The organism is Streptomyces sp. NPDC001068, assembly GCF_042897315.1.
In the GTDB taxonomy this organism is placed as follows: domain Bacteria; phylum Actinomycetota; class Actinomycetes; order Streptomycetales; family Streptomycetaceae; genus Streptomyces.
On record NZ_JBIAYD010000002.1, the window covers coordinates 839,558 to 860,850 of the forward strand.

At 72.4% G+C, this 21,293-nt stretch carries 24 protein-coding genes and 1 pseudogene; 14 read left to right on the forward strand and 11 right to left on the reverse strand.

Annotated features, from left to right (window positions below):
• Positions 1-64 precede the first annotated feature (64 nt).
• Positions 65-982, reverse strand: a complete 918-nt coding sequence (locus ACFY3I_RS08815) for a cation diffusion facilitator family transporter (RefSeq protein ID WP_390860116.1) — start codon at positions 980-982, stop codon at positions 65-67.
• 244 nt (positions 983-1,226) lie between these two features.
• On the opposite strand from ACFY3I_RS08815, the gene ACFY3I_RS08820 reads away from it, so the two are divergent.
• Complete coding sequence (locus ACFY3I_RS08820; RefSeq protein ID WP_390859993.1) at positions 1,227-2,243, forward strand: glutathione S-transferase family protein; 1,017 nt, start codon at positions 1,227-1,229, stop codon at positions 2,241-2,243.
• 16 nt (positions 2,244-2,259) lie between these two features.
• Positions 2,260-2,565 carry a DUF4235 domain-containing protein gene (locus ACFY3I_RS08825; protein ID WP_365289511.1) on the forward strand — a complete coding sequence of 102 codons (306 nt, stop codon included), beginning with the start codon at positions 2,260-2,262 and terminating at the stop codon, positions 2,563-2,565.
• 6 nt (positions 2,566-2,571) lie between these two features.
• Here ACFY3I_RS08825 and ACFY3I_RS08830 read toward each other — a convergent pair whose 3' ends face one another.
• Both ACFY3I_RS08830 and ACFY3I_RS08835 read right to left on the reverse strand, forming a co-directional pair.
• The gene (locus ACFY3I_RS08830; protein WP_365289510.1) at positions 2,572-2,964 is read right to left on the reverse strand and encodes a VOC family protein; all 393 of its coding nucleotides are present in this window, start codon (positions 2,962-2,964) and stop codon (positions 2,572-2,574) included.
• A 51-nt stretch (positions 2,965-3,015) separates the two neighbouring features.
• A complete protein-coding gene (locus tag ACFY3I_RS08835) occupies positions 3,016-3,729 on the reverse strand; it encodes a TetR/AcrR family transcriptional regulator (protein ID WP_390859994.1) in 714 nt (237 codons plus the stop codon).
• 128 nt (positions 3,730-3,857) lie between these two features.
• Here ACFY3I_RS08835 and ACFY3I_RS08840 point away from each other — a divergent pair, with 128 nt between their 5' ends.
• Positions 3,858-5,351, forward strand: a complete 1,494-nt coding sequence (locus ACFY3I_RS08840; RefSeq protein ID WP_390859995.1) for an APC family permease — start codon at positions 3,858-3,860, stop codon at positions 5,349-5,351.
• 12 nt (positions 5,352-5,363) lie between these two features.
• Positions 5,364-6,998 (forward strand): amidohydrolase, encoded by a 1,635-nt coding sequence (locus tag ACFY3I_RS08845; RefSeq protein WP_390859996.1) that lies wholly within the window; start codon positions 5,364-5,366, stop codon positions 6,996-6,998.
• On the opposite strand, the gene ACFY3I_RS08850 is transcribed toward ACFY3I_RS08845, so the two are convergent.
• The 5 genes from ACFY3I_RS08850 to ACFY3I_RS08870 are packed head-to-tail and all read right to left on the reverse strand — an operon-like array spanning position 6,956 to position 11,399.
• Positions 6,956-8,254, reverse strand: a complete 1,299-nt coding sequence (locus ACFY3I_RS08850; protein ID WP_390859997.1) for a cytochrome P450 — start codon at positions 8,252-8,254, stop codon at positions 6,956-6,958. The genes ACFY3I_RS08845 and ACFY3I_RS08850 overlap by 43 nt on opposite strands.
• The gene (locus ACFY3I_RS08855; RefSeq protein ID WP_390859998.1) at positions 8,251-8,856 is read right to left on the reverse strand and encodes an ATP/GTP-binding protein; all 606 of its coding nucleotides are present in this window, start codon (positions 8,854-8,856) and stop codon (positions 8,251-8,253) included. Before ACFY3I_RS08855 ends, ACFY3I_RS08850 begins: the two co-directional genes overlap by 4 nt.
• Complete coding sequence (locus ACFY3I_RS08860) at positions 8,837-9,247, reverse strand: DUF742 domain-containing protein (RefSeq protein WP_390859999.1); 411 nt, start codon at positions 9,245-9,247, stop codon at positions 8,837-8,839. Before ACFY3I_RS08860 ends, ACFY3I_RS08855 begins: the two co-directional genes overlap by 20 nt.
• On the reverse strand, positions 9,244-9,654 hold the full coding sequence (locus ACFY3I_RS08865; protein ID WP_365289503.1) for a roadblock/LC7 domain-containing protein: 411 nt from the start codon (positions 9,652-9,654) through the stop codon (positions 9,244-9,246). The genes ACFY3I_RS08860 and ACFY3I_RS08865 overlap by 4 nt, the downstream gene beginning before the upstream one ends.
• Complete coding sequence (locus ACFY3I_RS08870; RefSeq protein ID WP_390860000.1) at positions 9,651-11,399, reverse strand: ATP-binding protein; 1,749 nt, start codon at positions 11,397-11,399, stop codon at positions 9,651-9,653. The genes ACFY3I_RS08865 and ACFY3I_RS08870 overlap by 4 nt, the downstream gene beginning before the upstream one ends.
• Positions 11,400-11,747: 348 nt before the next feature.
• Between ACFY3I_RS08870 and ACFY3I_RS08875 the strand changes: the two genes are divergently transcribed.
• The 4 genes from ACFY3I_RS08875 (at position 11,748) to ACFY3I_RS08890 (ending at position 14,458) form a co-directional block, all read left to right on the forward strand.
• Positions 11,748-12,110, forward strand: a complete 363-nt coding sequence (locus ACFY3I_RS08875) for a DUF1304 domain-containing protein (RefSeq protein WP_365289623.1) — start codon at positions 11,748-11,750, stop codon at positions 12,108-12,110.
• Entirely contained in the window at positions 12,107-12,682 is a 576-nt protein-coding gene (locus ACFY3I_RS08880; RefSeq protein WP_390860001.1) for a TetR/AcrR family transcriptional regulator, read from the forward strand. Before ACFY3I_RS08875 ends, ACFY3I_RS08880 begins: the two co-directional genes overlap by 4 nt.
• A gap of 103 nt (positions 12,683-12,785) precedes the next feature.
• Positions 12,786-13,736 carry an NADP-dependent oxidoreductase gene (locus ACFY3I_RS08885; protein ID WP_390860002.1) on the forward strand — a complete coding sequence of 317 codons (951 nt, stop codon included), beginning with the start codon at positions 12,786-12,788 and terminating at the stop codon, positions 13,734-13,736.
• A 329-nt stretch (positions 13,737-14,065) separates the two neighbouring features.
• Entirely contained in the window at positions 14,066-14,458 is a 393-nt protein-coding gene (locus ACFY3I_RS08890; RefSeq protein WP_365289499.1) for an anti-sigma factor antagonist, read from the forward strand.
• 196 nt (positions 14,459-14,654) lie between these two features.
• Here ACFY3I_RS08890 and ACFY3I_RS08895 read toward each other — a convergent pair whose 3' ends face one another.
• The gene (locus tag ACFY3I_RS08895) at positions 14,655-15,611 is read right to left on the reverse strand and encodes a ribose-phosphate diphosphokinase (RefSeq protein ID WP_390860003.1); all 957 of its coding nucleotides are present in this window, start codon (positions 15,609-15,611) and stop codon (positions 14,655-14,657) included.
• A gap of 59 nt (positions 15,612-15,670) precedes the next feature.
• Positions 15,671-16,387, reverse strand: a complete 717-nt coding sequence (locus tag ACFY3I_RS08900) for an SDR family oxidoreductase (protein WP_390860004.1) — start codon at positions 16,385-16,387, stop codon at positions 15,671-15,673.
• Positions 16,388-16,460: 73 nt separating this feature from the next.
• Between ACFY3I_RS08900 and ACFY3I_RS08905 the strand changes: the two genes are divergently transcribed.
• Together ACFY3I_RS08905 and ACFY3I_RS08910 are read left to right on the forward strand one after the other, a co-directional pair.
• Entirely contained in the window at positions 16,461-17,291 is an 831-nt protein-coding gene (locus tag ACFY3I_RS08905; RefSeq protein ID WP_390860005.1) for a helix-turn-helix transcriptional regulator, read from the forward strand.
• Positions 17,292-17,328: 37 nt separating this feature from the next.
• Positions 17,329-17,496 (forward strand): annotated as a pseudogene (locus tag ACFY3I_RS08910) (transposase); the annotation flags it as partial.
• 94 nt (positions 17,497-17,590) lie between these two features.
• Here the strand turns inward: ACFY3I_RS08910 and ACFY3I_RS08915 are convergent.
• Complete coding sequence (locus ACFY3I_RS08915) at positions 17,591-17,968, reverse strand: hypothetical protein (protein WP_390860006.1); 378 nt, start codon at positions 17,966-17,968, stop codon at positions 17,591-17,593.
• A gap of 53 nt (positions 17,969-18,021) precedes the next feature.
• Between ACFY3I_RS08915 and ACFY3I_RS08920 the strand changes: the two genes are divergently transcribed.
• The 4 genes from ACFY3I_RS08920 (at position 18,022) to ACFY3I_RS08935 (ending at position 21,255) form a co-directional block, all read left to right on the forward strand.
• Positions 18,022-18,732: a hypothetical protein gene (locus tag ACFY3I_RS08920; protein WP_390860007.1), complete on the forward strand. Its 711-nt coding sequence runs from the start codon at positions 18,022-18,024 to the stop codon at positions 18,730-18,732.
• Between the two features lie 161 nt (positions 18,733-18,893).
• Complete coding sequence (locus tag ACFY3I_RS08925; RefSeq protein ID WP_390860008.1) at positions 18,894-19,040, forward strand: hypothetical protein; 147 nt, start codon at positions 18,894-18,896, stop codon at positions 19,038-19,040.
• A 306-nt stretch (positions 19,041-19,346) separates the two neighbouring features.
• The gene (locus ACFY3I_RS08930) at positions 19,347-20,234 is read left to right on the forward strand and encodes a GNAT family N-acetyltransferase (protein ID WP_390860009.1); all 888 of its coding nucleotides are present in this window, start codon (positions 19,347-19,349) and stop codon (positions 20,232-20,234) included.
• 388 nt (positions 20,235-20,622) lie between these two features.
• Positions 20,623-21,255 carry a DUF4230 domain-containing protein gene (locus ACFY3I_RS08935; RefSeq protein ID WP_390860117.1) on the forward strand — a complete coding sequence of 211 codons (633 nt, stop codon included), beginning with the start codon at positions 20,623-20,625 and terminating at the stop codon, positions 21,253-21,255.
• The last annotated feature ends 38 nt before the right edge of the window (positions 21,256-21,293 follow it).

The window sequence follows — 21,293 nt, forward strand, 5'->3', positions numbered from 1 at the left end:
GTCGGAATTTAGAAAAATCTGTTTCCCGGGGGCATGATCCGGCATCCGGCCGGGCAGCCGGAAGTCAGGCCCCGCCGCGTTCCCCCGTCGCGGCGGGGCTTTCCCGTGCCTCCTCCGCCGAGCGGTCGGTCACGTCCAGGAAGATCTGGTCCGTCTCGCCGAACTCCCGGTCCAGGGAGCGCTTGATCCGCACCAGGACCTCCTCGACCTCCTCGCTGTCCAGACCGGGCACCAGGTCGACGCGGGCCGCCACCAGGGTCGCGTCGAGGCCCACCTTCATCGTGAACAGCGCCTCCACGCTGTCGATCTCGGGCTCCTCGGCCAGCCGCTCGCGGATCCTGCCGCTCAGCTCCGGGTCCGCGGCCTCCCCGATCAGCTGGGCCCGCGCGTCGGCGCCCAGCCGGTAGGCCACGAACACCAGCAGGACACCGATCGCCAGGGAGGCGGAGGCCTCCCACGCCACCTGTCCGGTGACCATGTGCAGCGCCATGCCGGCCATCGCGAGCAGCACCCCGAGCACCGCGGTGCCGTCCTCGGCGACCACCGTGCGCAGCGCCGGATCCTTCAGTCCCCGGTCCTCGCCCCGGGCCTGGTGCAGCGCCCGGACCAGTGAGGCGCTCTCGGCGAGCAGGGCCACGCCCAGCACGATCAGGCCCGCCACATAGCCGCTGAGCTTCTCCTCCGCGCCGTTGCGCAGCGCCTCCACGCCCTGGAAGACGGAGAAGCAGCCGCCCATGACGAAGATCCCCACGGCCGCGAGCAGCGACCAGAAGAAGCGCTCCTTGCCGTAGCCGAAGGGGTGCCGTTCGTCGGGCGGACGGCGGCTGCGGCGCAGGGCGGCCAGCAGGAACACCTCGTTGAGGCTGTCGGCGACGGAGTGCGCGGCCTCGGAGAGCAGTGCCGGCGACCCGGCGAGGATCCCGCCGACGGCCTTGGCCGCGGCGATCACCAGATTGGCGGCGAGCGCCACGAACACGGTCAGCCGGGTCCGGCGGTCGGCGCTCGACCGCTCCGAAGGCGTCCCGGGCGGTCCTGCCTGCTGTTCGGGCCGCTTGCCCGGCTGCTGTCGCGCCGGTCGTTCGGCCGGCCGTCCGGGCGACTGGTTCCGCGAAGATGTCCCACTCACCACGGCCGACTGCCCCGGCCCGGCCCGATCACACCGTACGGGAGCCGCGAATCGGGCAACATCGGGAGGCACAGCCCATCAGACGCGCGAAGGAGGCTCCATGAGCGGTGCGGGCGGCAACACCTCGCTCGGGCACAAGGCGTTCTCACGGTCCCCCAGTCATTTCGCGGACCGGATCACGGCGGACGGCCGGGACGGCTGGCCGGTGACACCCGGGCGTTACCGGCTGGTGGTCAGCCGTGCCTGTCCGTGGGCGAGCAGGGCGCTGGTGTCCCGACGGCTGCTCGGCCTGGAGGACGCCCTGTCCCTGGCCGTCACCGATCCGATCCAGGACGACCGCAGCTGGCGCTTCACCCTCGACCCGGACGGCCGTGACCCGGTGCTCGGCATCCGGTACCTCAGCGAGGCCTACGACCGGCGGGAGACCGGGTACCCGGGCGGGGTGAGCGTGCCGGCGCTCGTGGACGTGCCGAGCGGACGGCTGGTCACCAACGACTACCAGCGGCTGACCCTGGACCTGGCCACCGAGTGGACGGCGCTGCACCGGGACGGCGCGCCCGACCTGTACCCGGCCGGTCGCCGGGACGAGATCGACACGGTGATGGCCGAGGTGTACGCGGACGTCAACAACGGGGTCTACCGGGCCGGGTTCGCGCACGAGCAGCGGGCGTACGAGGAGGCGTGCGAGGCCGTGTTCCGACGGCTCGGCCTGCTCGCCGAGCGGCTGGCCGGGCAGCGCTACCTGGTCGGCGACACGATCACGGAGGCCGACATCCGGCTGTTCACCACACTGGTGCGGTTCGACGCGGTCTACCACGGCCACTTCAAGTGCAACCGCTGGAAGGTGATGGAGAACCCGGTGCTGTGGGCGTACGCGAGGGACCTCTACCAGACGCCGGGCTTCGGTGACACCGTCGACTTCGACCACATCAAGCGGCACTACTACCAGGTGCACACCGGCATCAACCCCACCCGTATCGTTCCCCTCGGCCCGGATCTCTCCGGGTGGCTGACGCCCCATCACCGGGAGCAGCTGGGCGGCCGCCCCTTCGGGGACGGGACACCGCCGGGACCGGTGCCGGCGGCCGAGGAGGTCCCGGACCCGGGACGGCCCTGACAACGCGGAGGCAGGCATGGCCAAGCGCAGGAAGAAACAGAAGCTCCCCCTGGTCTACGCGCCGGTCGGCTTCGTCATGAGCTGGGCGGGCGGGGCGCTGGGCGCGCTGGTCTTCCGCCGGGCCTGGATGGCCCTGCGCGGCGAGGAGGACGCGCCCGACGCCCTGGACCGGGACCGCGGCTGGGGCGAGGTCCTGCTGGCCGCGGCCCTCCAGGGCGCCGTCTTCGCGGTGGTGCGCAGCGCCGTGGACCGCACCGGCGCCACCGCCATCGAACGCTCCACCGGGGCCTGGCCGGTGACCCGCAAGGGCGGCCGGGACTGAGCGCGGTCAGCCCTGCTTGGGTGCCCTGGGCGGTACCAGCCGCAGGGTGAAGGAGTGTCCGGCCGGGTCGGCGTACCCCCGCTCCTCGTACGGCCCGGCCGCGTCCTTCGTCTCGATCGGCCGTCCGCCGAGGCCGACCACCCGCAGCTCGGCCTCGTCGAGGTCCTCGACGAGGAAGTCGAGATGGGCCTGGAGCGAGTTCTCGGGCCGCGGCCAGCTCGGCGGGGTCGCGTTGACGTCGCGCCGGAAGGCGATCCGAAAGCCGTCGGGGGTCTGGATGCCGACCAGGTTGGCCGATGCCTCTCCGTCCTCGGCGTCCAGCAACTCCCGGTAGAACATCGCGAGTTTCTCGGGTTCGGCGCAGTCGAGCACCACGACGGCCGCGTTCACCAGTGCCATGCTTCCTCCCTGGACAGGTCCTTGGTGTGCGGATGTCCCGGGCCGCCGGATTCAGTCCTCGTCACGCGTCCGGGCGAGCAGGTCCCCGGCCGCGGTCAACAGCAGGTCCAGGGCGGCCGGGTAGGAGCTGCCCCGCATCGAGGCCACCAGATGGCGGGCGGTGGCCGCGATGTGCGGATGGGTGGCGGCGGGCAGCCGCGCGTAGGTCGCCCGCCACACGTCCGCCTCGGCCTCCCGGGAGGCCTTCGGCAGAGCGGTGTTGGCGGAGTCGAGGGCGCTGTGGGCGAGGGCCTGGTCGACGAAGGCGTGATAGACGCGGACCGCCTCCGCGTCCGGGAAACCGGCACCGCGCAGCACCCCGAGGATGGTCTCCACGGCCTGGATCTCGTACGTCCGCCCGGTCACCCGGTGGGCGCTGAGCACCGCGGCCCGGGGGTGCGCGAGGGCGCCGGCGTGCATCCGCAGCCCCAGGTCGCGCAGATCCGAGCGCCAGTCGCCGGTGGGCCGCCAGTCCCGCAGGGTACGGCCGATCAGCTCGTCGGCGACCGCGAGCAGCAGGTCGTCGGTGTGCCGGAAGTAGCGGTAGAGGGAGCTGGGGTCGGCACCCAGGGCCCGGCCGAGGCGGCGCACCGACAGGGCCTCGGCGCCGTGCTCCTCGATCAGCCGCAGCGCGGTCTCGACGATCAGCTCCTCGGAGAGGACCACGCCCTGCTTGGTGGGGCGCCTGCGCCGCCGGTCGGCGGCCGGGACGACGCGTTCACTCATGAGGGTCTCCCTTCCTGCCGGGCGACCTTACGACAACACCGTTGACCTGTGAAGCGCACCGGCAGTTTCATGACCGGTCACCGGGGCCGGTCGGGCCGGCCCCCAGGTGCGAGCGGAGTGTGCCGGCCATGACCGACCAGCCCTACACAGCGGACCCCCCGGAGTTGCGCAGATCCCTCTCCGTGCTGGACGGCGTCGCGGTGGCCGCGTCCAGCACGGCCGCCACCACCAGCATCGGCATCGGCCTGGGCGTGACGGCCGGGGTGGTGGGGCTGCATCTGCCGGCCATCATGCTGCTGGCGTTCCTGCCGGTGCTCGGCATCGCGGGCGCCTACTCGCGGCTGAACCGCGTGGAGCCCAACGCGGGCAACGGCTACGTGTGGGTGGGCCGTTCGCTCAATCCGTGGCTCGGCTTCATGGTCGGGTGGGTGAACATCGTGGCGACGGTGGCGTTCCTCGCGTACACCACGGCGGTCACCGGGTCGGCGATGCTGCAACTGGCGGGCGAGGCCGGGCTGCACCGCGTCGGCGGGCTCGTCCTGGATCCGGGTTCGACCGCGCAGACCACGGCCGTCGGCATCGTCGTCCTGGTGGCGGTCACCCTCACCGCGGTGACCGGTATCCGCACCGCCGCCCGGCTGCAGAGCGGACTGCTGGTCTTCGAGTACGTGGTGCTGCTCGGGTTCTGCGGCTACGGCATCGTCACCGGCCCGCACCCCTTCAGCCTGAGCTGGTTCGACCCGTTCGCGATCCCCTCCGCCACCGCTCTCGCCCAGGGCCTGCTCCTTTCGGTGTTCTGCTACTGGGGTTTCGAGGCCGCGTTCAGCGTCAACGAGGAGGTCCGCGAACCACGGGATGCCTCGCGGGCCGGACTGATCACCCTGGTGACCATGCTCGGGCTGTTCCTGCTGGGCTCGGTGGCGTTCCAACGCGTGCTCTCAGAAGGCGAGTTGGCGGGACACGGCGCCGAGGGACTGGCGTTCTTCGGGGACCGGCTCGCCGACCAGCCGTGGGCGGCGCTGCCGCTGGTGGCGTTGATGTTCTCGGCCATGGCCTCACTGCAGGCCGGGGTGATCCCGACGGCGCGGGGCATGTTCGCGATGAGCCGGGACCGCACCCTCGGGCCGGTGTGGGCCAGGGTCAGCCCCCGGTTCGGCACGCCGGCGGCCGGGACACTCCTGATCGGGGCGCTGGCCACGGCGGTCGCCGGGCTCGCCCTGGTGATCCCGAGACTGGCCGACATGATCATGGCGACGGTGAACGCGGTCGGCATCGTCGTCGCGCTGTCGTACGCGCTCACCGCGCTGGCCGCGGCCGTGCGCTTCCGGGGGCTGCTGCGCCGCGACCCCTGGCAGGGTGTCCGGGCCGTGGTGCTCCCGGCGCTGAGCGCCTGCGCGCTCCTCGGCCTCGGTGGATACCTCGGCTGGTCCTTCTACACCTCGGCCGACCACTTCGAGGTGAGCGCGGACAACGGCTGGTTCCTGCTGGCCACCCCGCTGGTGATGATCGCGTCCGGATTCGTGGCGGCCGGATGGGCGAAGTACGTACGCCGCTCGGCCTACTTCCGCACCGGCGACGGCACGGACGCCGACGCACCCCGACTGCTCACGACCCCTCGTTAAGGAACAGGAACGATGTACGCAGATCTGCTCTTCACCGGCGGTTCCGTCCTCACCCCCGAGGGCCCGGCGGACTCCGCCGTCGCCGTCACCGGTGAGCACGTCACCGCCGTCGGCCCCGCCGGGAAGCTGCGGGAGCTGGCCGGCCCGCGCACCGAGGTGGTCGATCTCGCCGGACGGCTGCTGCTGCCGGGTTTCCAGGACGCGCACGTCCATCCGGTGCCCGCCGGACTCGAGCTGAGCCAGTGCGACCTCACCGGGGCGCGGACCGCCGCGGAGTCGGTGGCGGCCGTACGCGCCTATGCCCAGGCGCACCCGGAGCGGGCGTGGATCCTCGGCGGCGGCTGGTCCATGGAGGCGTTCGAGGGCGGTACGCCGACCCGGGAACTGCTGGACGCCGTCGTGCCGGACCGGCCGGTGTACCTGCCGAACCGGGACCATCACGGGGCCTGGGTCAACAGCCGGGCCCTGGAGCTGGCCGGGATCGACCGCGACACGCCGGATCCGGCCGACGGGCGGATCGAACGGGACGCGTCCGGCGTGCCGAGCGGCACGCTCCAGGAGGGGGCGATGCGACTGGTCGGCCGGCTCGCACCGCCCGCCACCGCGGCGGACCGGCTCGCCGCCCTGCTGCACGCCCAGCGGCACCTGCACGCGCTGGGCATCACGGCCTGGCAGGACGCGCTGGTCGGGGACTTCCTCGGCATGGACGACCCGGCGCAGGCGTACCTGGCGGCCGTCCGGGACGGATCGCTGACCGCGCGGGTGGTGGGCGCGCTGTGGTGGGACCGGGAGCGCGGCGCCGAGCAGATACCTGAACTCGTCGCGAAACGGGAGGCGTTGAGTCACGGCAGGTTCCGGGCGGGCACGGTGAAACTGATGCTGGACGGGGTCGCCGAGAACGGTACGGCGGCCCTCCTCGACCCGTACCTGGACAGGTGCGGCTGCGCCACGGCCAACCGGGGCAAGAGCTTCATCGACCCGGACCGGCTGCCCGGGTACGTGACCGAGCTGGACGCGCTCGGTTTCCAGTGCCACTTCCACGCGCTGGGCGACCGGGCCGTACGGGACGCGCTGGACGCGGTGGCGGCGGCGCGGGCCGCCAACGGCCCCAGCGACACCCGGCCCCACCTGGCGCACCTCCAGGTCGTGCACCCGGACGACGTGCCGCGCTTCGCCCGGCTCGGCGCGACCGCGAACATCCAGCCGCTGTGGGCCGCGCACGAGCCGCAGATGGACGAACTGACGATCCCCTTCCTGGGCCCGGAACGGTCCGGGTGGCAGTACCCGTTCGGTTCGCTGCTGCGCTCCGGGGCCCGGCTGGCGGCGGGCAGCGACTGGCCGGTGAGCAGTCCCGACCCGGTCCAGGGCATCCATGTCGCGGTGAACCGGGTCGGACCGGGCGGCGGCGCGCCGGTGTTCCTGCCCGGCGAGCGGCTCGGGCTGCGGGACGCGATCACCGCGTACACGGCCGGATCGGCATACGTGAACCACCTGGACGACACCGGCCGGGTGGCCGTCGGGGCGCTCGCGGACCTGGTGGTCCTGGACCGCGATCCGTTCGCCGGGGACCCGGCGGCCGTCGCGGAGGCGCGCGTGACGCACACCTACGTGGGGGGTGTGCCGGTGTACCGGTCCCAGGAGGGGTGAGCGGCACCGGCCGGAACGTCGAACTCGACCGGCAGGGCGTCCAGTCGGGACTCCCACATGGAGGCCGTCGAGGTGAGTTCCCCGGCCGGGACGGCCAGGCGCAGTCCGGGCAGCCGGTGCTGGAGGACGTGCACGGCCGTCTCGACGATGCCGTGGCCGATGTTCTGTCCCGGGCATTCGTGCGGTCCGGCGCTGAACGCCAGATGCGCGTGGTTGCCGCCCACGGAGATCCCGGTGTCCGGCCGTACGAGCGGGTCCCGGTTGCCGGCCGCGAGGCCGAGCAGCAACAGGTCGCCCTCCCGGACCAGGCACTCGCCGAGTTCCAGGTCGCGGGTGGCGAACCGGCCGGGCAGCACGGCGAGCGGCGGGGAGTTCCACATGACCTCTTCCACCACCGAGGCGATGTCGAGCTCCGCGCCGACCAGCCCGGAGTACTGATCCGGGTCGGTGAGGACCGACTCCAGCACCCGGGCCAGCAGGTTGCTGGTCGTGGTGTGGGCGGTGACCAGGACCGACCGCAGAAGCTGGACGGTCTCCTGCTCCTCGAGTCGCGCGTGGTGGGCGATCAGCCCGGTGGTGAAGTCGGCACCGGGCTCCACCCGCTTGCGGGCGACGAGTTCGGCGAGGACGCCCACGATCCTCTCGTTGTGGGCGAGGGCGTCCGCGCCGCCTCCCACGACCCGGGCGCTGGACTCGGCGAGGGCGCGTCCCTCGCACTCGGCGAGTCCGAAGACCCGGGTGAGCACCAGCATCGGCAGCTGGTCGGCGAAGTCCGCGACCAGGTCGGCCCGGCCGGTGTCCGCGAAGGCGTCGATCTGCCTGCCGGCGAAGTGCGCGACATGGCGGCGGATCCCCCGCCCGGCCACCGCCAGCAGGCTGTCGGTGACGGCGGCGCGCACTCTGCGGTGCGCTTCCCCGTCCTGGGAGACGCGGTCGGGGTGGCGGCCCACCATCTGCATCAGTGGGGAGGTGTCGGGAACCCTGCCCTCCCGCCACTCCCGCCAGATGCGGGAGTCCCGTCCGAACTGGAGCGGGTTCTCCAGGACCCGCCGGTTCTCCCGGTAGCCGAGCACCAGCCAGGCGGGGACGTCGCCCTCCACCAGGACCGGGGCGACTGCGCCGTACCGTTCACGCAGCCGCTCGTGGAAGGCGTGCGGATCCTCGGCCGCCTCGGGTCCGTGGAGTCCGGCGGCGCCGGTGCCGTGGCCGACCGGGCAGCCGCGGGTCGCCCCGGGGTCGCGGGCCGGCGGGATCATCGGGGCTCCGGGGCGACGGCCGGCCGGTCCCGGAGGTACTCGACGAGCGCGACGAGCACATCACGGCCGGTGGCCCGGTCGCGGGCGTCGAAGGCCACGACCGGGATGTCGGACGCGATGTCCAGGGCGTCCCGGATCTCCTCGACGGGGTGGTCGACAGCGTCCGGGAACATGTTCAGTGCGACGACGAAGGGCACGTTCCGCCGCTCCATCTCCTCGATCGCCCGGAAGCTCACGGACAGCCGGCGCGTGTCCACCAGAACGATCGCGCCGAGCGCGCCCTTGAACAGGCCGTTCCACAGGAACCAGAACCGTTCCTGGCCGGGCGTGCCGAACAGGTACAGCACCAGGCTCTCGCTCAGGCCGATCTTGCCGAAGTCGAGGCTGACGGTGGTCTCCGCCTTGTCCGCGACGCCGACCAGGGGGTCGACGTCGGCGCTCGCCCGGGTGAGGGTCTCCTCGGTGGTGAGCGGCCGGATGTCACTGACGGAGCCGACCATGGTGGTCTTCCCGGTGCCGAACCCGCCGGCGATCATCACCTTGACCGAGCGGATCCCCTCGGTCCCGGGACCGCCGGGCCGCTCAAATCCCTTCCAGTCCACTGAGTACCTCCTGGAGGAGCATGAGGTCGGGGCCGCGTCCGGCCTGGTGCGCCGGGACGGGGTCACGGGCTTCGATCAGGTCCGCCTCCAGCAGGTCGGACAGCAACACCGCGACGATGTTGAAGGGCAGGCCGAGATGGGCACCGAGCTCGGCGACCGACAGCGGCCGACGGCAGCGCCGGAGTATCTCCTCGTGCTCGTACTGCATGCCGGGGGCGGGCGCGGTGCGCGAGACGACGAGGGTCGCCACGTCCAGACTCGACGCCGGCCCGCTCGGTCCGCTGCGTCCGCCCGTGAGGACGTAATAGCGTTCGAGTCCGGCGGGGTTCCCCCTGCCGGAGCGGAGCCGAGGGCTCGGCGGAGGATCCGCCGGCCGGCCGGGAACACTCATCCAGAGTGCTCATCCAGGCGCCGAGAGGTGCCGAGCAGTTCACCCATCCGCCGGGAGACGTCCCTCATCTGGTGCCCGAGCAGCCCCTGGTCGAGGCCTTCGCGGGCGAGGACCCCGAGATACGTCTCGACGCCGGCCCGTACGACGAAGAGATGACCGCCGTCGACCTCGATCATCGCCAGCCGCAGTCCCCCGGCGTACCGCGGGAACTGCTCGGCCACCGGCTGGGCCAGCGCCTGCAGTCCGGCCACCAGGGCCGCGAAGCGGTCCACGTCGTCGGGGTCGTCGGCGCCGAAGGAGGTGATGGCCTTGCCGTCGCTGGAGGCCACGAGGGCGAAGCGGATCTCCGGGATGCTCTCCACCAGATCGCGGAGCGCCCAGCTCACGTCGGTTCCCTGTTGCGTCATGCGGACCAGTCGCTCTCTTCCGTGCGGTGCTCGGCGGACCCGCGTCCGCCGGTGTCGTCGGCACCGGCCGGGGTCGCGGACTCCACCACGGTGTCGTGGTCCGCGGCCGGCCCGGCCTCGCCGTCCCTCTTCCCGGCAGGGGCCGGCGGGCGGTTCGCGGCGGCGAACGCGGCCAGCCCCGTGAAGGACTCCTCCGGCGGGACCACGGTGAGCGCGATGCCCTCCGTGCCGGTGGCCCGTGCCCCGGACCGCTCCTCCTCCGGACGGGGCCGCGGGCGCCGCCGGGGCAGCCCGCCCGGGGTGGTGCGGGAGACCTCCTCGCCGGACTCCGGCCGGCCGTCGGCGGCGGGTTCGTCCGGCGGTCCCTGCGCCGGTCCCTGTGGCTCGGCGCCGGGGGCCGCCGCCGGGGCCTGGACGGCGGGAGGCGGGCCGAAGTACTTGTGCGGAACCACGACGACCACCGAGGTACCGAGCCAGGGCGAGTCGGCGAAGGTGACCCGGATGCCGTAGCGACGGGCGAGGATGCCGACGACCCGCAGGCCGATGGAGGCGTCCTCGGAGAGGCCGCCGATGCCGGGTCCGGCCTCGGTACCCGCCAGGGCGTGCTCGGCCTCCCGCTTCTTCTCCTCGCTCAGGCCCTTGCCGGAGTCCTGGATCTCGATGCCGACACCGTTCGTCACCGCCTTGCCGGAGACGACGACCAGCTCGGTGAGCGGCGAGTAGCGGGCCGCGTTGTCCAGGAGGTGGGCGAGGATCAGCGTGAGGTGGTCCACCAGCCCGCCGTCCACGCCGAGTTCGGGAAGGTGCCGGACCTCCACCCGGTGGAAGTCCTTGATCCGGCCGATGCCGCCGCGCACCACGCTGAGCAGCCGCTGGGGCTCCTGCCACTGGCGGCCCGGCCGGTCCGAGCCGCCCAGGACGCCGATGCTCGCTGCGAGCGAGTCGGCGGGCCCGAGCTCCTGGTCGAGTTCCATGAGGCCGCGGGCCACGGCGGGCAGCCGGCCGTGCTCACCTTGCATGTCGTGCAACCGGCCGCGCAGCTTGCCGGTCAGGACGTGGATGCGGTTGCCGATACTGATCACGGCCTGCTCGGCGGAGGTGGAGCGGTTGAACTCGTCCTCCACCGCGATCAGGGAGGTGCGCAGGATGCGGCGCAGGCCGGCCTGGAGCTCCTTGTCCACCTTCGCGCACTGCTCGGTCACCGGCAGCAGGTCGTCGACGGCGTCGCCGTCCCGCAGCCGCTTCAGCGCCTCGGGCAACTGCTCGTCGGCCAGCCGGGCGATCGCGGCCCGCTCGTGGGCGAGTTGCTCCCGCCAGACCTCGGCCTGGTCGGCGAGCTGTGCCTCGGCGGAGCCGGCCTGTGCGGCCAGCCGCTCCTCGTACGCCCGTGCCTGTTCGGTGAGTCGGGCGTCGTGGTGGGCGGCCTGTTCGGTCAGGGTGGCCCGCTCGGCGGAGAACTTCCGTTCCAGGCCCGCGACATGGTGCTGCCACTGCTGTGTCCGGGCGGCCTGCGACTCGCCGTACGACACCTCGGCGCCGCGCAGCCGGCGCTGCGAGCGGACCAGGAGTCCCACGCACACGGAACTCGCCGTGGTGGCCGCGGCGCCCGCGACGGCCGCGGTGACGCGTCCGGAACCCAGGTACGTGGCGGCGACCGTCCCTCCGCCCAGAGCGAGCGGCATCAGCCACCAGCCGTACCAGGCGACGGGGACCCGTACCGCCGGCCGCGGAGTGGCGAGTTCCATCTGCATCCTTCTGGACAACACGAACGAACAGCAGCGAACAGGGGGGCGGTGCGTCGACGGCCGCGTTCACGAGGGCGCGCGTCGGGACGGAGCCCGCCCGGAGTGCGTCAACTCGCTGTGACGAACGGAGCTTATCGGGTTTCGACTCGAAAGGATCAACCTCGGCGGGCAGAGGAAGTGAGGATTCCGTCACGCTCCGCCAGTGGACCGCGAGCCGACAAATTCCCATGGCGGGTGGGGAATTGGCGATGGCTGCCGCGCGACCCGGATCCGCGGACCGTGAGGTTTCATGGACACTCGTCCAGCTATAGTGGACACCTGTCCACGACATGGGGAGGGTCCACGATCATGGAGACAGCGGCCGACGTGCTGGTCGGCCTGATAGCCGCGCTGCACGTGTACATCCTGGTGATGGAGATGTTCCTGTGGCAGAAGGGGCCCGGGATGCGCTTCCACGGCTTCGACGCCGAACTGGCCCGGCGGACCGCGCCGCTGGCCGCCAACCAGGGCCTGTACAACGGCTTCCTGGCGGCGGGTCTGGTGTGGGGGCTGGCGGCGGGCGACCCGACGGGCTTCGCGGCCCGGGTGTTCTTCCTGTCGTGCGTGGTGGTCGCCGGGGTGTACGGCGCGGTCACCGCCAACCGGCGGATCCTGTTCGCGCAGGCGCTGCCCGGCGCCCTCGCCCTGGCCGCCGTACTCGCCGCCCGGTGACCGGCCCGGCCCCCCGCCCGGCGACCGAGGACCCGCGGGCGGCGCGCACCCGGGCGCGGCTGCGGACCGCCCTGCTGGCGGAGTGCGCCGAACGGCCGCTGACGGAGCTGGGGGTGGCCGCGCTGGCGCGCCGGGCCGGAGTGGGCCGGGCCACCTTCTACGTCCACTACGACGACCTTCAGGCACTGGCGGTCGACGCCTGCGCGGACGTCGTACGGGACGCCGTGGACGCGCTGCACGCGTGGCGGGGCCGGCCCGATCCGGTGCACGCGCCACCGGCGCTGCGCGACTTCTTCGCGGGACTGGCACCGCACGCGACCCTGTACCGGGAGCTGCTCGCGCCGGGCGGCGGCGGCCCGCTGGGCAGGGTGCTGCACCGGGACCTGCGGGCCCGCAGCCTGGCCGAGCGCGAACTGGCCGGCGCGGCCGACGCCCCGCTGGTGGCCTCGGCGGTGGCCGCCACCTTCGCCGGGGTACTGGCGGACTGGCTGCACGGCCTGCTGGACGCCGGCCCCGAGGACGTGGCCGACCAGGTCTGGCAACTGCTGGTCGCCCTGCACATGAGCCGCTGAGGTTCGGGCCGCGACCGGACCCCGCCAGGACTGGCACGATTCCATCGAAGGTTGGCCTTCGTGCCATTTCCTGCGCGAGCGCGTCCCGGCAGGCTGGGTGACCATGAGCAATGTGAACACGATGCGTGCGGTCGGACAGGACGTGCTGGGCGGCCCCGAGGTCCTGAAGGTGATCGAGCTGCCGCGGCCGCGGCCGCGGCCCAACGAGGTACTGGTCAGGGTGCGGGCCGCCGGGCTCAACCCGACCGACTGGAAGCACCGGGAGAACGGCGGCTTCCTTGGCGAGCCGCCGTTCGTCCTCGGCTGGGACGTCTCCGGAACGGTCGAGGAGACCGGGATCGGGGTCGCCGCCTTCGCACCCGGCGACGAGGTCTTCGGCATGGTGTCCTACCCGTTCGGCCACGGCACGCACGCCGAGTACGCGGTCGTCCCCGCCCGCGCCCTGGTGCCCAAGCCGGCCGGGATCGACCACGTCCAGGCGGGCGCGCTGCCGCTGGTGTCGCTCACCGCGTGGCAGGCCCTGGTGGAGAACGCCGATCTGCGGCCCGGTCAGCGGGTGCTGATCCACGCGGCGGCCGGCGGGGTCGGGCACGTGGCGGTGCAGATCGCCAAGGCGCGCGGCGCGTACGTGATCGGCACGGCCAGCGCCGCCAAGCACGACTTCCTGCGCGGGATCGGCGTGGACGAGCCGGTGGACTACCGGTCGGCCGACGTCACCGCGACGGTGCGGGACGTCGACGTCGTGCTCGACACGGTCGGCGGCGACACCTCGGTGACGTCACTGGCCACGCTGCGGCCGGGCGGGATCCTGGTCTCCATCCTGCCGGTGGGCTCCGCGGAACTGTACGAGGAGGCCGATCGGCTCGGGGTGCGGGCGGTGCGGATGCTGGTGGACGCCGACCGGGCCGGGATGCGGGCGGTCGCGGATCTGGTCGAGGAGGGGAAGCTGCGCGCCACGGTCGCGGGCACCTTCCCGCTGGCCGAGGCGGCCAAGGCGCACGAGGTGGGCGGCACCGGCCGGACCACCGGGAAGCTGGTCCTGGTGGTCGACTGACCCCGGAGTACCGGCGCCACGGGGCACGGGTACGGGCTCGGCGGCCCGTACCCGTGCCCCGTGCCCATGTGCCGTACCCGTGTGCCGCCCCCGTCTCCGTCCCCCAGGACCCGTCCCCGTGTCCCGTTCCGCTGCGGTGGCGGAGCCGGATCCGGCGCCGTGGCAGCGCTCCCACGTGCCCGTTCGCCGACTGTCGCGAACGCCACAGAAAATGGCGCAGCGAACCAGCAGACATATGTCAATCGAACATGCTCAAATTCCCTCCATCGAGGGTAACTTGCAAGGCGGGGAACGGAATTGGACCGGCCGGGGTGGGAGGTGATGCCGTCGTGCGCCAGGAACCCCGACGGGACAACGGGGCGCTCACCCGGCACCTGCGCGTCCGCCAGGACCGCGGATGCACGGTTCTGGAGTTCCGGGGCGAGATCGACATCGCGGCGGCGGCCGAGATGGCGCCCTACCTGGACCGGGTGACCGCGCGGGAGAGCACCCGGGTCGTGATCGACCTGCTGCCCGTCGACTTCTTCGACTGCTCCGGACTGCGGCTGCTGTACCGGGCGCGCGGCCGGGTCCTGGAGCGCGGCGGCCAGCTCCAGCTGGTGTGCGCGCACCCGCTGACCCTGCGGGTGCTGCGGGTGACGGGACTGTCGCAACTGCTGCCGCCGCTCGCGACGCTGGACGCGGCCCTCGGCCGGCCGGAGGCCACGTCCGGGACGCTGTGACGTTCCGGACGGTCCGGGCCGCGGGACCGGCGACCGCCGATCGCACCGAATCGCCCGCCGGCCGCCGTCACCTGAGGACGCCGGTCACCTGACCGGCGCCGGCCGTGCGGACCTGGCCCTCGCCATGGGAGGGCCTCCCGTCCGCCTCGGCGAGGCCGAGTACGGGTCGGCGGGCGCCCCAACTCCCCCTTTCCGCCTAGACGTTGCGCGGCTCGTCGAACAGGGCGCTCACGGACTCACCGTTGTGAATGCGGCGTACGGCCTCAGCCAGCGCCGGGGCGATGGACAGGATCCGCAGCTTGTCCGTGTACTCCTCGGCGGGTACCGGCACGGTGTTGGTGCAGACGATCTCCAGCACGTCGGGCTGCTCGCTCAGCCGTTTCAGCGCCCCGGCCGCGAACAGTCCGTGCGTACACGCGATCCGGATCGACCGAGGGGGACCCAACTCCCGTAGCCGCTCCAGAAGTTCGATCACCGTGCTGCCCTTGGCGATCTCGTCGTCGAGCACGATGACGTCCCGGTCGGCCACGTCGCCGATGACCGAGCTGATGGTCACCCGGTCGTCGGCGAACCGCTGCTTCGCGCCCGCCGCCACCTGCGCGCCGATCAGGCGGGCGAAGGCGGCGGCCTCCTTGGCGTTGCCGAGGTCGGGCGAGACGACCGTGGTGCGCGACAGGTCGTACCGCCGGAAGTGCGCGGCCAGCTCCCGCAGGGCGTGCAGGTGGTCCACCGGCACCGAGAAGAAGCCGTGCACCTGCGGGGCGTGCAGGGTCATCGCGAGGACCCGGCTGGCCCCGGCGGCCACCAGCAGGTCGGCGACGAGACGGCCGCCGAGGGAGATGCGCGGGGCGTCCTTCTTGTCCGAACGCGCGTAGGAGTAGTGCGGCATGACGACGGTGATCCGGCCGGCCGAGGCACCCCGGGCCGCGTCGCACATCAGCAACAGCTCCACCAGGTGCTCCTGCACCGGCCGGACCAGTGGCTGGATCAGGAAGACGTCCCGCTCCCGGCAGTTCGCCTGGAGCTGCACCTCCAGACAGTCGTTGGCGAACCGGCTGACCCGTGTCGGGCTGAGCTCCACCCCCAGGTGCGCGCAGACCTCCCCGGCCAGCTCGGGATGGGCACTGCCGCTGAATACGGCGATGTCTCGCACGATCCGCTCCTCGCATGATCCACACGGGCTGTATGTTCATGCTACGGACCGTGGCGCTCTCACCACGGCACGGCCGTGCCGTCCCAGGAGAAGAACCCGCCGGTCGGCCCGTCGTCGGGCAGCAGCGCCAGCCGTACGACCGCACGGGCGGCCTCGGCCGGATCGCCGCCCCCGACGACCGCACCCGGGACCAGGTCGGTGGCCCGCCGCCCGGGGGCGAGGGCGTTCACCTTGATGCCGTCCCCGGCCAGCTCCTGGGCGTAGAACACGGTCAGCGCGTTGAGCGCGGCCTTCGAGGAGCGGTAGGCGGCGGACCGGGGGCTGCCGTGCGCGAACTGCGGATTGGGGTGGGTGCTCCAGGTGAGGGACGCGGTACCGCTGGAGACGTTCACGACGCGCGGGTGGGGCGCGCCGCGCAGGGCGGGCAGGAAGGCGTTGGTGACCGCGACGACGCCGAAGACGTTCGTCTCGTAGGTCCGCCGCAGGTCCTCGACACCGGTCTCGGTGGGCGGGCCGGTGACCGGCTGGACGCCCGCGTTGTTGACCAGTACGTCCAGGCGGCCGACGCGGTCGGCGGCCCGCTCGATGCTGCCCGGCTCGGTGACGTCGAGGACCAGCAGGCGCGCGTCGCCGCCGATCTCCGCGACGGCCCGCTCGCCGTTCTCGATGTCCCGGGAGCCCACGAGGACGCTGAAGCCGGCCTCCGCGAGGAGCCGGGCGGTGTGGAAGCCGATGCCCTTGTTGGCACCGGTGACGAGTGCTGTGCGATCGTTCATGACAGCAACGGTTCCCCGGCCGCGTCCGTCCTGCCAGGGACCGTCTGTACCAGGCGGACCGGAAGGCTGCGCCATGCCGAGGCAGGAACTGGCCCGCTTCCTGCGGGAGCGCCGGGCGGGTCTGCGTCCGCAGGCGGTGGGGCTCGCGGCGGGCACCACCCCGCGCCGTACGCCCGGCCTGCGCCGCGAGGAGGTCGCGGAGCTGGCCCACATGTCCGTCGACTACTACACACGCCTGGAACAGGCCCGCGGCCCGCGGCCCTCCCCGCGTGTCCTGGACGCCCTGGCCGGGGCGCTGCGGCTGACGTCCGCCGAGCGCAGCCATCTGTTCGGGCTGGCCGGCTCGCCCGCGGCGCCGCCCGCACCCAGCGCGCCGCGGCGGGTGCGTCCGCACGTGGCCGCGCTGCTGGAGCGGCTGCCCGACACGGCGGCGATCGTCACGGACGCCTCCTACGGCCTGGTGGCCTGGAACCCCCTGGCCCGGCTGCTGCTCGGCGCGGACCTGGGGCGCGACACGACCAACCTGGCGCGGCGGCGGTTCCTCGGCCAGGGCCGGATGCACACGAGCTCCGGTGCCGCGGAGTTCGGCCACGTCGTGGTGGCCCGGCTGCGCCGGGCCGCCGAACGCTATCCGCACGACGCGCAACTGGCCGTTCTCCTGGACGAGTTGCACGCCGGAAGCGAGGAGTTCCGGCGGATCTGGGCGACCCGCCCGGTGCATGCCCCGGGACATCGCACCAAGGACCTCGACCATCCGGAGCTGGGACGGCTACGGCTGAACTGCGACGTCCTGCTGGTGCCGGAGGACGACCAGGAGGTCGTCCTGGTGACGGCCGATCCCGGCTCACCGTCAGGCCGCCGGATCACGGAACTCGCGGGGCGGGTCCAGAGCGCGCCTCTTTAATCGGCTGGTCGGTTGATCGAATGTATTCGTCCGGTCAGTGATCACTTATGCGACGTGGGACCGGATCGAACCGCTGATGCCGGCCGATCCGGTCCGCGGCCGGCGGTGGGCCGGTCACCGCCGGACCCTGGAGGCGATCGTGTGGAAATACCGCACCTGTTCGCCCTGGCCGGACCTGCCGGACGAGCTCGGCTCGTTCCAGACCGTGGTCTGGCCCAGCGGTCCGACAAGCCCGCCATCGCCTACCGGGCCGCACTCCACCTCGCCGCGATCCTCATCCGGACACGGCGACAGCCCGCTCAGCGATCGACCACCCAACGCGCGTCCGCAGGCCAAGAGCCCGTGCTCACGATGTGCTCCACGAGCCTCAGTGCCTCACGGATGGGGACGGTGTCCTCATCCGGATACTCGTCGCCCTGCCCGTCGGAGAGGACGAATCCGAAGCTCAGCCCCTCAGCTCCGGGGTCCACCGCATGCTCGCCGGGATCACCCTCGTCATCGAGCAGCATCACCATCGCTCGCTCGGCGTTCGTCACGAAGGCCAGCGACCGTCCGGACGAACTGGTCAGCCACGTCTCAAGCTGCCCGCTGTCGATCCTCGACTGAAGAGCCTCCAGCACCACCGCCGACGACGCAGGGACAGGCCTGTCGTCATTGATCACCCAAGACTCGATCACGAGCACGACGATCTCACGGACGGATCCGAGAGACAGTTCCTAGGCTGTCGAGCATGCTCGTAGCCGCCGCCATCTGTCCCTGCCTGCCATCGCTCACGTTCGCGACGGAACTGGACGCACCTGCCGCGCCGGAGCGGCTGCGCGCGGCGTGCGCGGAGGCGGTGGCAGTTGTACTGGCCGAGGATCCCGAGATCGTGGCCGTGGTCGGCCCCGGTTCGCGATCCTTTCTCCACGAGGAGGGAGCCCTGCGGGCCTCTCGGGAGCACGGGCCCCCCGCGGGCATACGGCTTGGGCACCGCCGGGCAGCGCAGGCACCGGCGAGCAGGCTTCCGATGGCGCTCGGCGTCGGTGTGCGGCTGCTCCAACAGGCGGGCTGGACCGGTCCGGTGTGCGCCTACGAGCTCGACGACGCCCGGAGTTGGCCCATGAACGGCGAGGACGGCGTCCACCTGGCGGGACGGGCGGACCGTGTAGGGCTGCTGGTGATGGGGAACGGTCCGACCCGCGCCGGCGCGGACGGAGCCCGGCGCCCCGACCCGCGGGCCGAGGAGATCGACGCGGGCATCGCTGCCGCGCTGGCCAGCGGTGACGTGGACGGATTCTTCCCGACCATGGACGTGGGCCTCGCTCGTGAGCTGGGGGTGTCGGGTCGCTCGCCCTGGCAGACGCTGGACGGGGCCGATTGGGACCTGACCACTCACCATCTCCTGTACGCCGAGACCGTGGACAGCGTCAGCTGCTTCGTGGCGACCTGGTCACCCTGAAGCGTCGACCTCAGTAGCGCGCGGCCGGGCGGCACGGCTGAGATGGTCTGCCGGCGGACTGCGACTTCGGGTGCTACTCGCAGGTGTGGGAGGGGGGTGTGGAGATCCGGCGGGAGCTGCGGCCTGCGTGTACGGAGGAACTGACCGGCACCGGCCGGTGGATGCATCGGATCACTGTCCGCGACGGGCAGGAGGTGCTCGCCAACGGGATCGCCTACCTCTTCGGTAGAGCTGAATGCCCGGGCTGTGGCAGCGTCTTCGACAGCGCGGACGAGTACACATCCGCCAACCGCCCAGTCCTGCGGTGAGTCACGGCGAATCCGGAGGGCCCTGGCTTCGCTCAGGGGTGGAGCCACAACCGGATCGCGGCCGCGGGAGCCGTACCGTGGAAGACGTGGGCACTCGCGGATCCAGAGCGCCGCCGGGGCCCATGGAACTTCACCGTCGGCGCCGAGTCGTTCAAATCGGGTCGCCGCGGTCGAATACCTGAGCGCGAGGCCCCTGGTACTTCGGCAGCCTCAGCCGTTCCCCCTGTCGGCTCGTTCGCGGCGTTGCCCCCGGCCCGGGTCGCGATGGGTACTTCCCGGCGCCGAGTGCATCCGAGATCATGAAACGTGCTTTCGGACGACTGGCAACTAACCGACGATCTGGACGACTTCCTCTCCCGCGCGGGCGGCTTCATGCGTTCGCGACCGGCCCTGCACAACACGCCGCTTACCGACATCGAGAAGCTGCGGGGACACGGGGCCGTCGCACACGGCGCCGCGGCCCTCCTCTTCGGTGTCCTGGAGTCCGCGGGCGAGGTCCGCGCCGTCTTCTACCGCAGGCCGCACGGACACCTGTGGATCACGCCTCTCACCGCCGAGCAGGCCGGCGGCCTCGCCGGCCGCCTGGCCGGCCTGGGCCACTCCCCCTCCGGCGTCTTCGGCGACCACGACACCGCCACCGCGTTCGCCGGGGCGTGGCAGCGGCACACGGGCGCGACGTACACGCCCTTCTGGCGAACTCATCTCTACCGTCTCGGCACGCTCACCCCTCCACGGCCGTGTCCGGAGGGGCGCGGGCGCCTCGCGGGCGGACGGGATCACGAGCGACTCGTGCGCTGGTGCCGTGAGTTCTGCGTCGACGTCGGGGAACAGCCCTCCATCGACCTGATCGACGCGGGGCGCTGGGCCGAGTCCCGCTTCGGCGACAGGCACTTCACGTTCTGGGAGGCCCCGGACGGGACTCCCGTCTCCATGGCTGCCGCGACCTCGCTCGTCGGCGGCATGATCCGGGTGGACCCCGTCTACACACCGGCCCGCCTCCGTGGCCACGGCTACGCGGGCGCCGTGACGGCCGAGGCGAGCCGTGCGGCGCTGGCCGCGGGCGCGACGGACGTCGTGCTGTTCACCGACCCGGCCAACCGCACCAGCAACGCCCTCTACCAGCGCATCGGTTACGCCCGTCTCGCCGACTTCGTCGGACACCGGTTCTCCTCCGGTGCCCCGGAGGCCGGTTAGTACGCGGGGCGGGACGTGGCGTCCGGGGCGGCACGTCGACGCGGGGTCCGGGGTCGGCGCCGCGCGACGGCAGGGCCGGGGCCGGGCCGGGCTGCGCTGGGCCGGGCCGGGCTGGGCTGGGAACATCGCCCGGCGCGCCGGACAAAGGGCCCGTGAGGTGCTGTCTGCGGTCATCCGGGACGCCCGGCGCGCCCGCTCAAGGTCACGCCGCGCTAAAGCGTGTCTCAGTCCGGCCTCAGCTGTCTCAATCAGCCGACAACGCGGTCTGGCAAGGCGTTCGGCGGGCATTCGTGTCCTTGGAAAGGAGGACCGTCACATGGCGAGTTCCACCAAGGAGAGCAAGGAGACCTCCGCGAAGGAGGCTCCTGTCAAGGCCCGGCCCCGGCGCATGCCCGGGTGGGCGAAACTTCTCACCGCGTTCGTAGTGGTGCTCGTGGTGCTGTTCGCCGGGATCAAGCTGGCGGTGCTACCGGGTATCAAGGACCTGTTCGGCACGGAGACCCGGGACAACACGGGTCCCACGCTGCTGAAGTCGATCCAGGACATGAGCCGTTACGACGCGGCGTCCGGCAACTTCCAGGTCGTCGTGGACCTGGAGAAGGACGCCAAGTACCTGCCGAGTGCGATCCGCGGCACCCGCACCCTGTACGTCGGGGCGGGCACCGTCGACTCGTTCGTCGACCTCGGGAAGATCGACTCCAAGGACGTCACGGTCAACGACGACCGTACCGAGGCCACTCTGCGGCTGCCGCACGCCCAGCTGGGCAAGGCCGCCCTGGACGCCGACCACTCCTACGCCGTCTCCAAGCAGCGCGGTCTGCTGGACCGGCTCGGCGACCTGTTCTCGGACAACCCCAACAGCGAACAGGCGGTGCAGAAGCTGGCCGTGAGGCACATCTCGGACGCGGCCAAGACCAGCGGTCTGACCAAGCGGGCGGAGTCCAACACCACCGACATGCTGGAGGGCCTGCTGCACTCCCTCGGCTTCACGGAGGTGCACGTGTCCTACGGCACGGCCTGACCCGCCGCGGTGACGGGCGACCGGCCGGTCACGAGCGT

Bases quoted from the DNA above. Each gene is read 5' to 3' on its own strand.
- ACFY3I_RS08820 (WP_390859993.1), top strand. From the start codon at position 1,227: ATGAGCGGTGCGGGCGGCAACACCTCGCTCGGGCACAAGGCGTTCTCA.
- ACFY3I_RS08825 (WP_365289511.1), top strand. From the start codon at position 2,260: ATGGCCAAGCGCAGGAAGAAACAGAAGCTCCCCCTGGTCTACGCGCCG.
- ACFY3I_RS08830 (WP_365289510.1), bottom strand. From the start codon at position 2,964: ATGGCACTGGTGAACGCGGCCGTCGTGGTGCTCGACTGCGCCGAACCC.
- ACFY3I_RS08835 (WP_390859994.1), bottom strand. From the start codon at position 3,729: ATGAGTGAACGCGTCGTCCCGGCCGCCGACCGGCGGCGCAGGCGCCCC.
- ACFY3I_RS08840 (WP_390859995.1), top strand. From the start codon at position 3,858: ATGACCGACCAGCCCTACACAGCGGACCCCCCGGAGTTGCGCAGATCC.
- ACFY3I_RS08845 (WP_390859996.1), top strand. From the start codon at position 5,364: ATGTACGCAGATCTGCTCTTCACCGGCGGTTCCGTCCTCACCCCCGAG.
- ACFY3I_RS08850 (WP_390859997.1), bottom strand. From the start codon at position 8,254: ATGATCCCGCCGGCCCGCGACCCCGGGGCGACCCGCGGCTGCCCGGTC.
- ACFY3I_RS08860 (WP_390859999.1), bottom strand. From the start codon at position 9,247: ATGAGTGTTCCCGGCCGGCCGGCGGATCCTCCGCCGAGCCCTCGGCTC.
- ACFY3I_RS08865 (WP_365289503.1), bottom strand. From the start codon at position 9,654: ATGACGCAACAGGGAACCGACGTGAGCTGGGCGCTCCGCGATCTGGTG.
- ACFY3I_RS08870 (WP_390860000.1), bottom strand. From the start codon at position 11,399: ATGGAACTCGCCACTCCGCGGCCGGCGGTACGGGTCCCCGTCGCCTGG.
- ACFY3I_RS08875 (WP_365289623.1), top strand. From the start codon at position 11,748: ATGGAGACAGCGGCCGACGTGCTGGTCGGCCTGATAGCCGCGCTGCAC.
- ACFY3I_RS08885 (WP_390860002.1), top strand. From the start codon at position 12,786: ATGAGCAATGTGAACACGATGCGTGCGGTCGGACAGGACGTGCTGGGC.
- ACFY3I_RS08900 (WP_390860004.1), bottom strand. From the start codon at position 16,387: ATGAACGATCGCACAGCACTCGTCACCGGTGCCAACAAGGGCATCGGC.
- ACFY3I_RS08905 (WP_390860005.1), top strand. From the start codon at position 16,461: ATGCCGAGGCAGGAACTGGCCCGCTTCCTGCGGGAGCGCCGGGCGGGT.
- ACFY3I_RS08920 (WP_390860007.1), top strand. From the start codon at position 18,022: ATGCTCGTAGCCGCCGCCATCTGTCCCTGCCTGCCATCGCTCACGTTC.
- ACFY3I_RS08925 (WP_390860008.1), top strand. From the start codon at position 18,894: ATGCATCGGATCACTGTCCGCGACGGGCAGGAGGTGCTCGCCAACGGG.
- ACFY3I_RS08935 (WP_390860117.1), top strand. From the start codon at position 20,623: ATGCCCGGGTGGGCGAAACTTCTCACCGCGTTCGTAGTGGTGCTCGTG.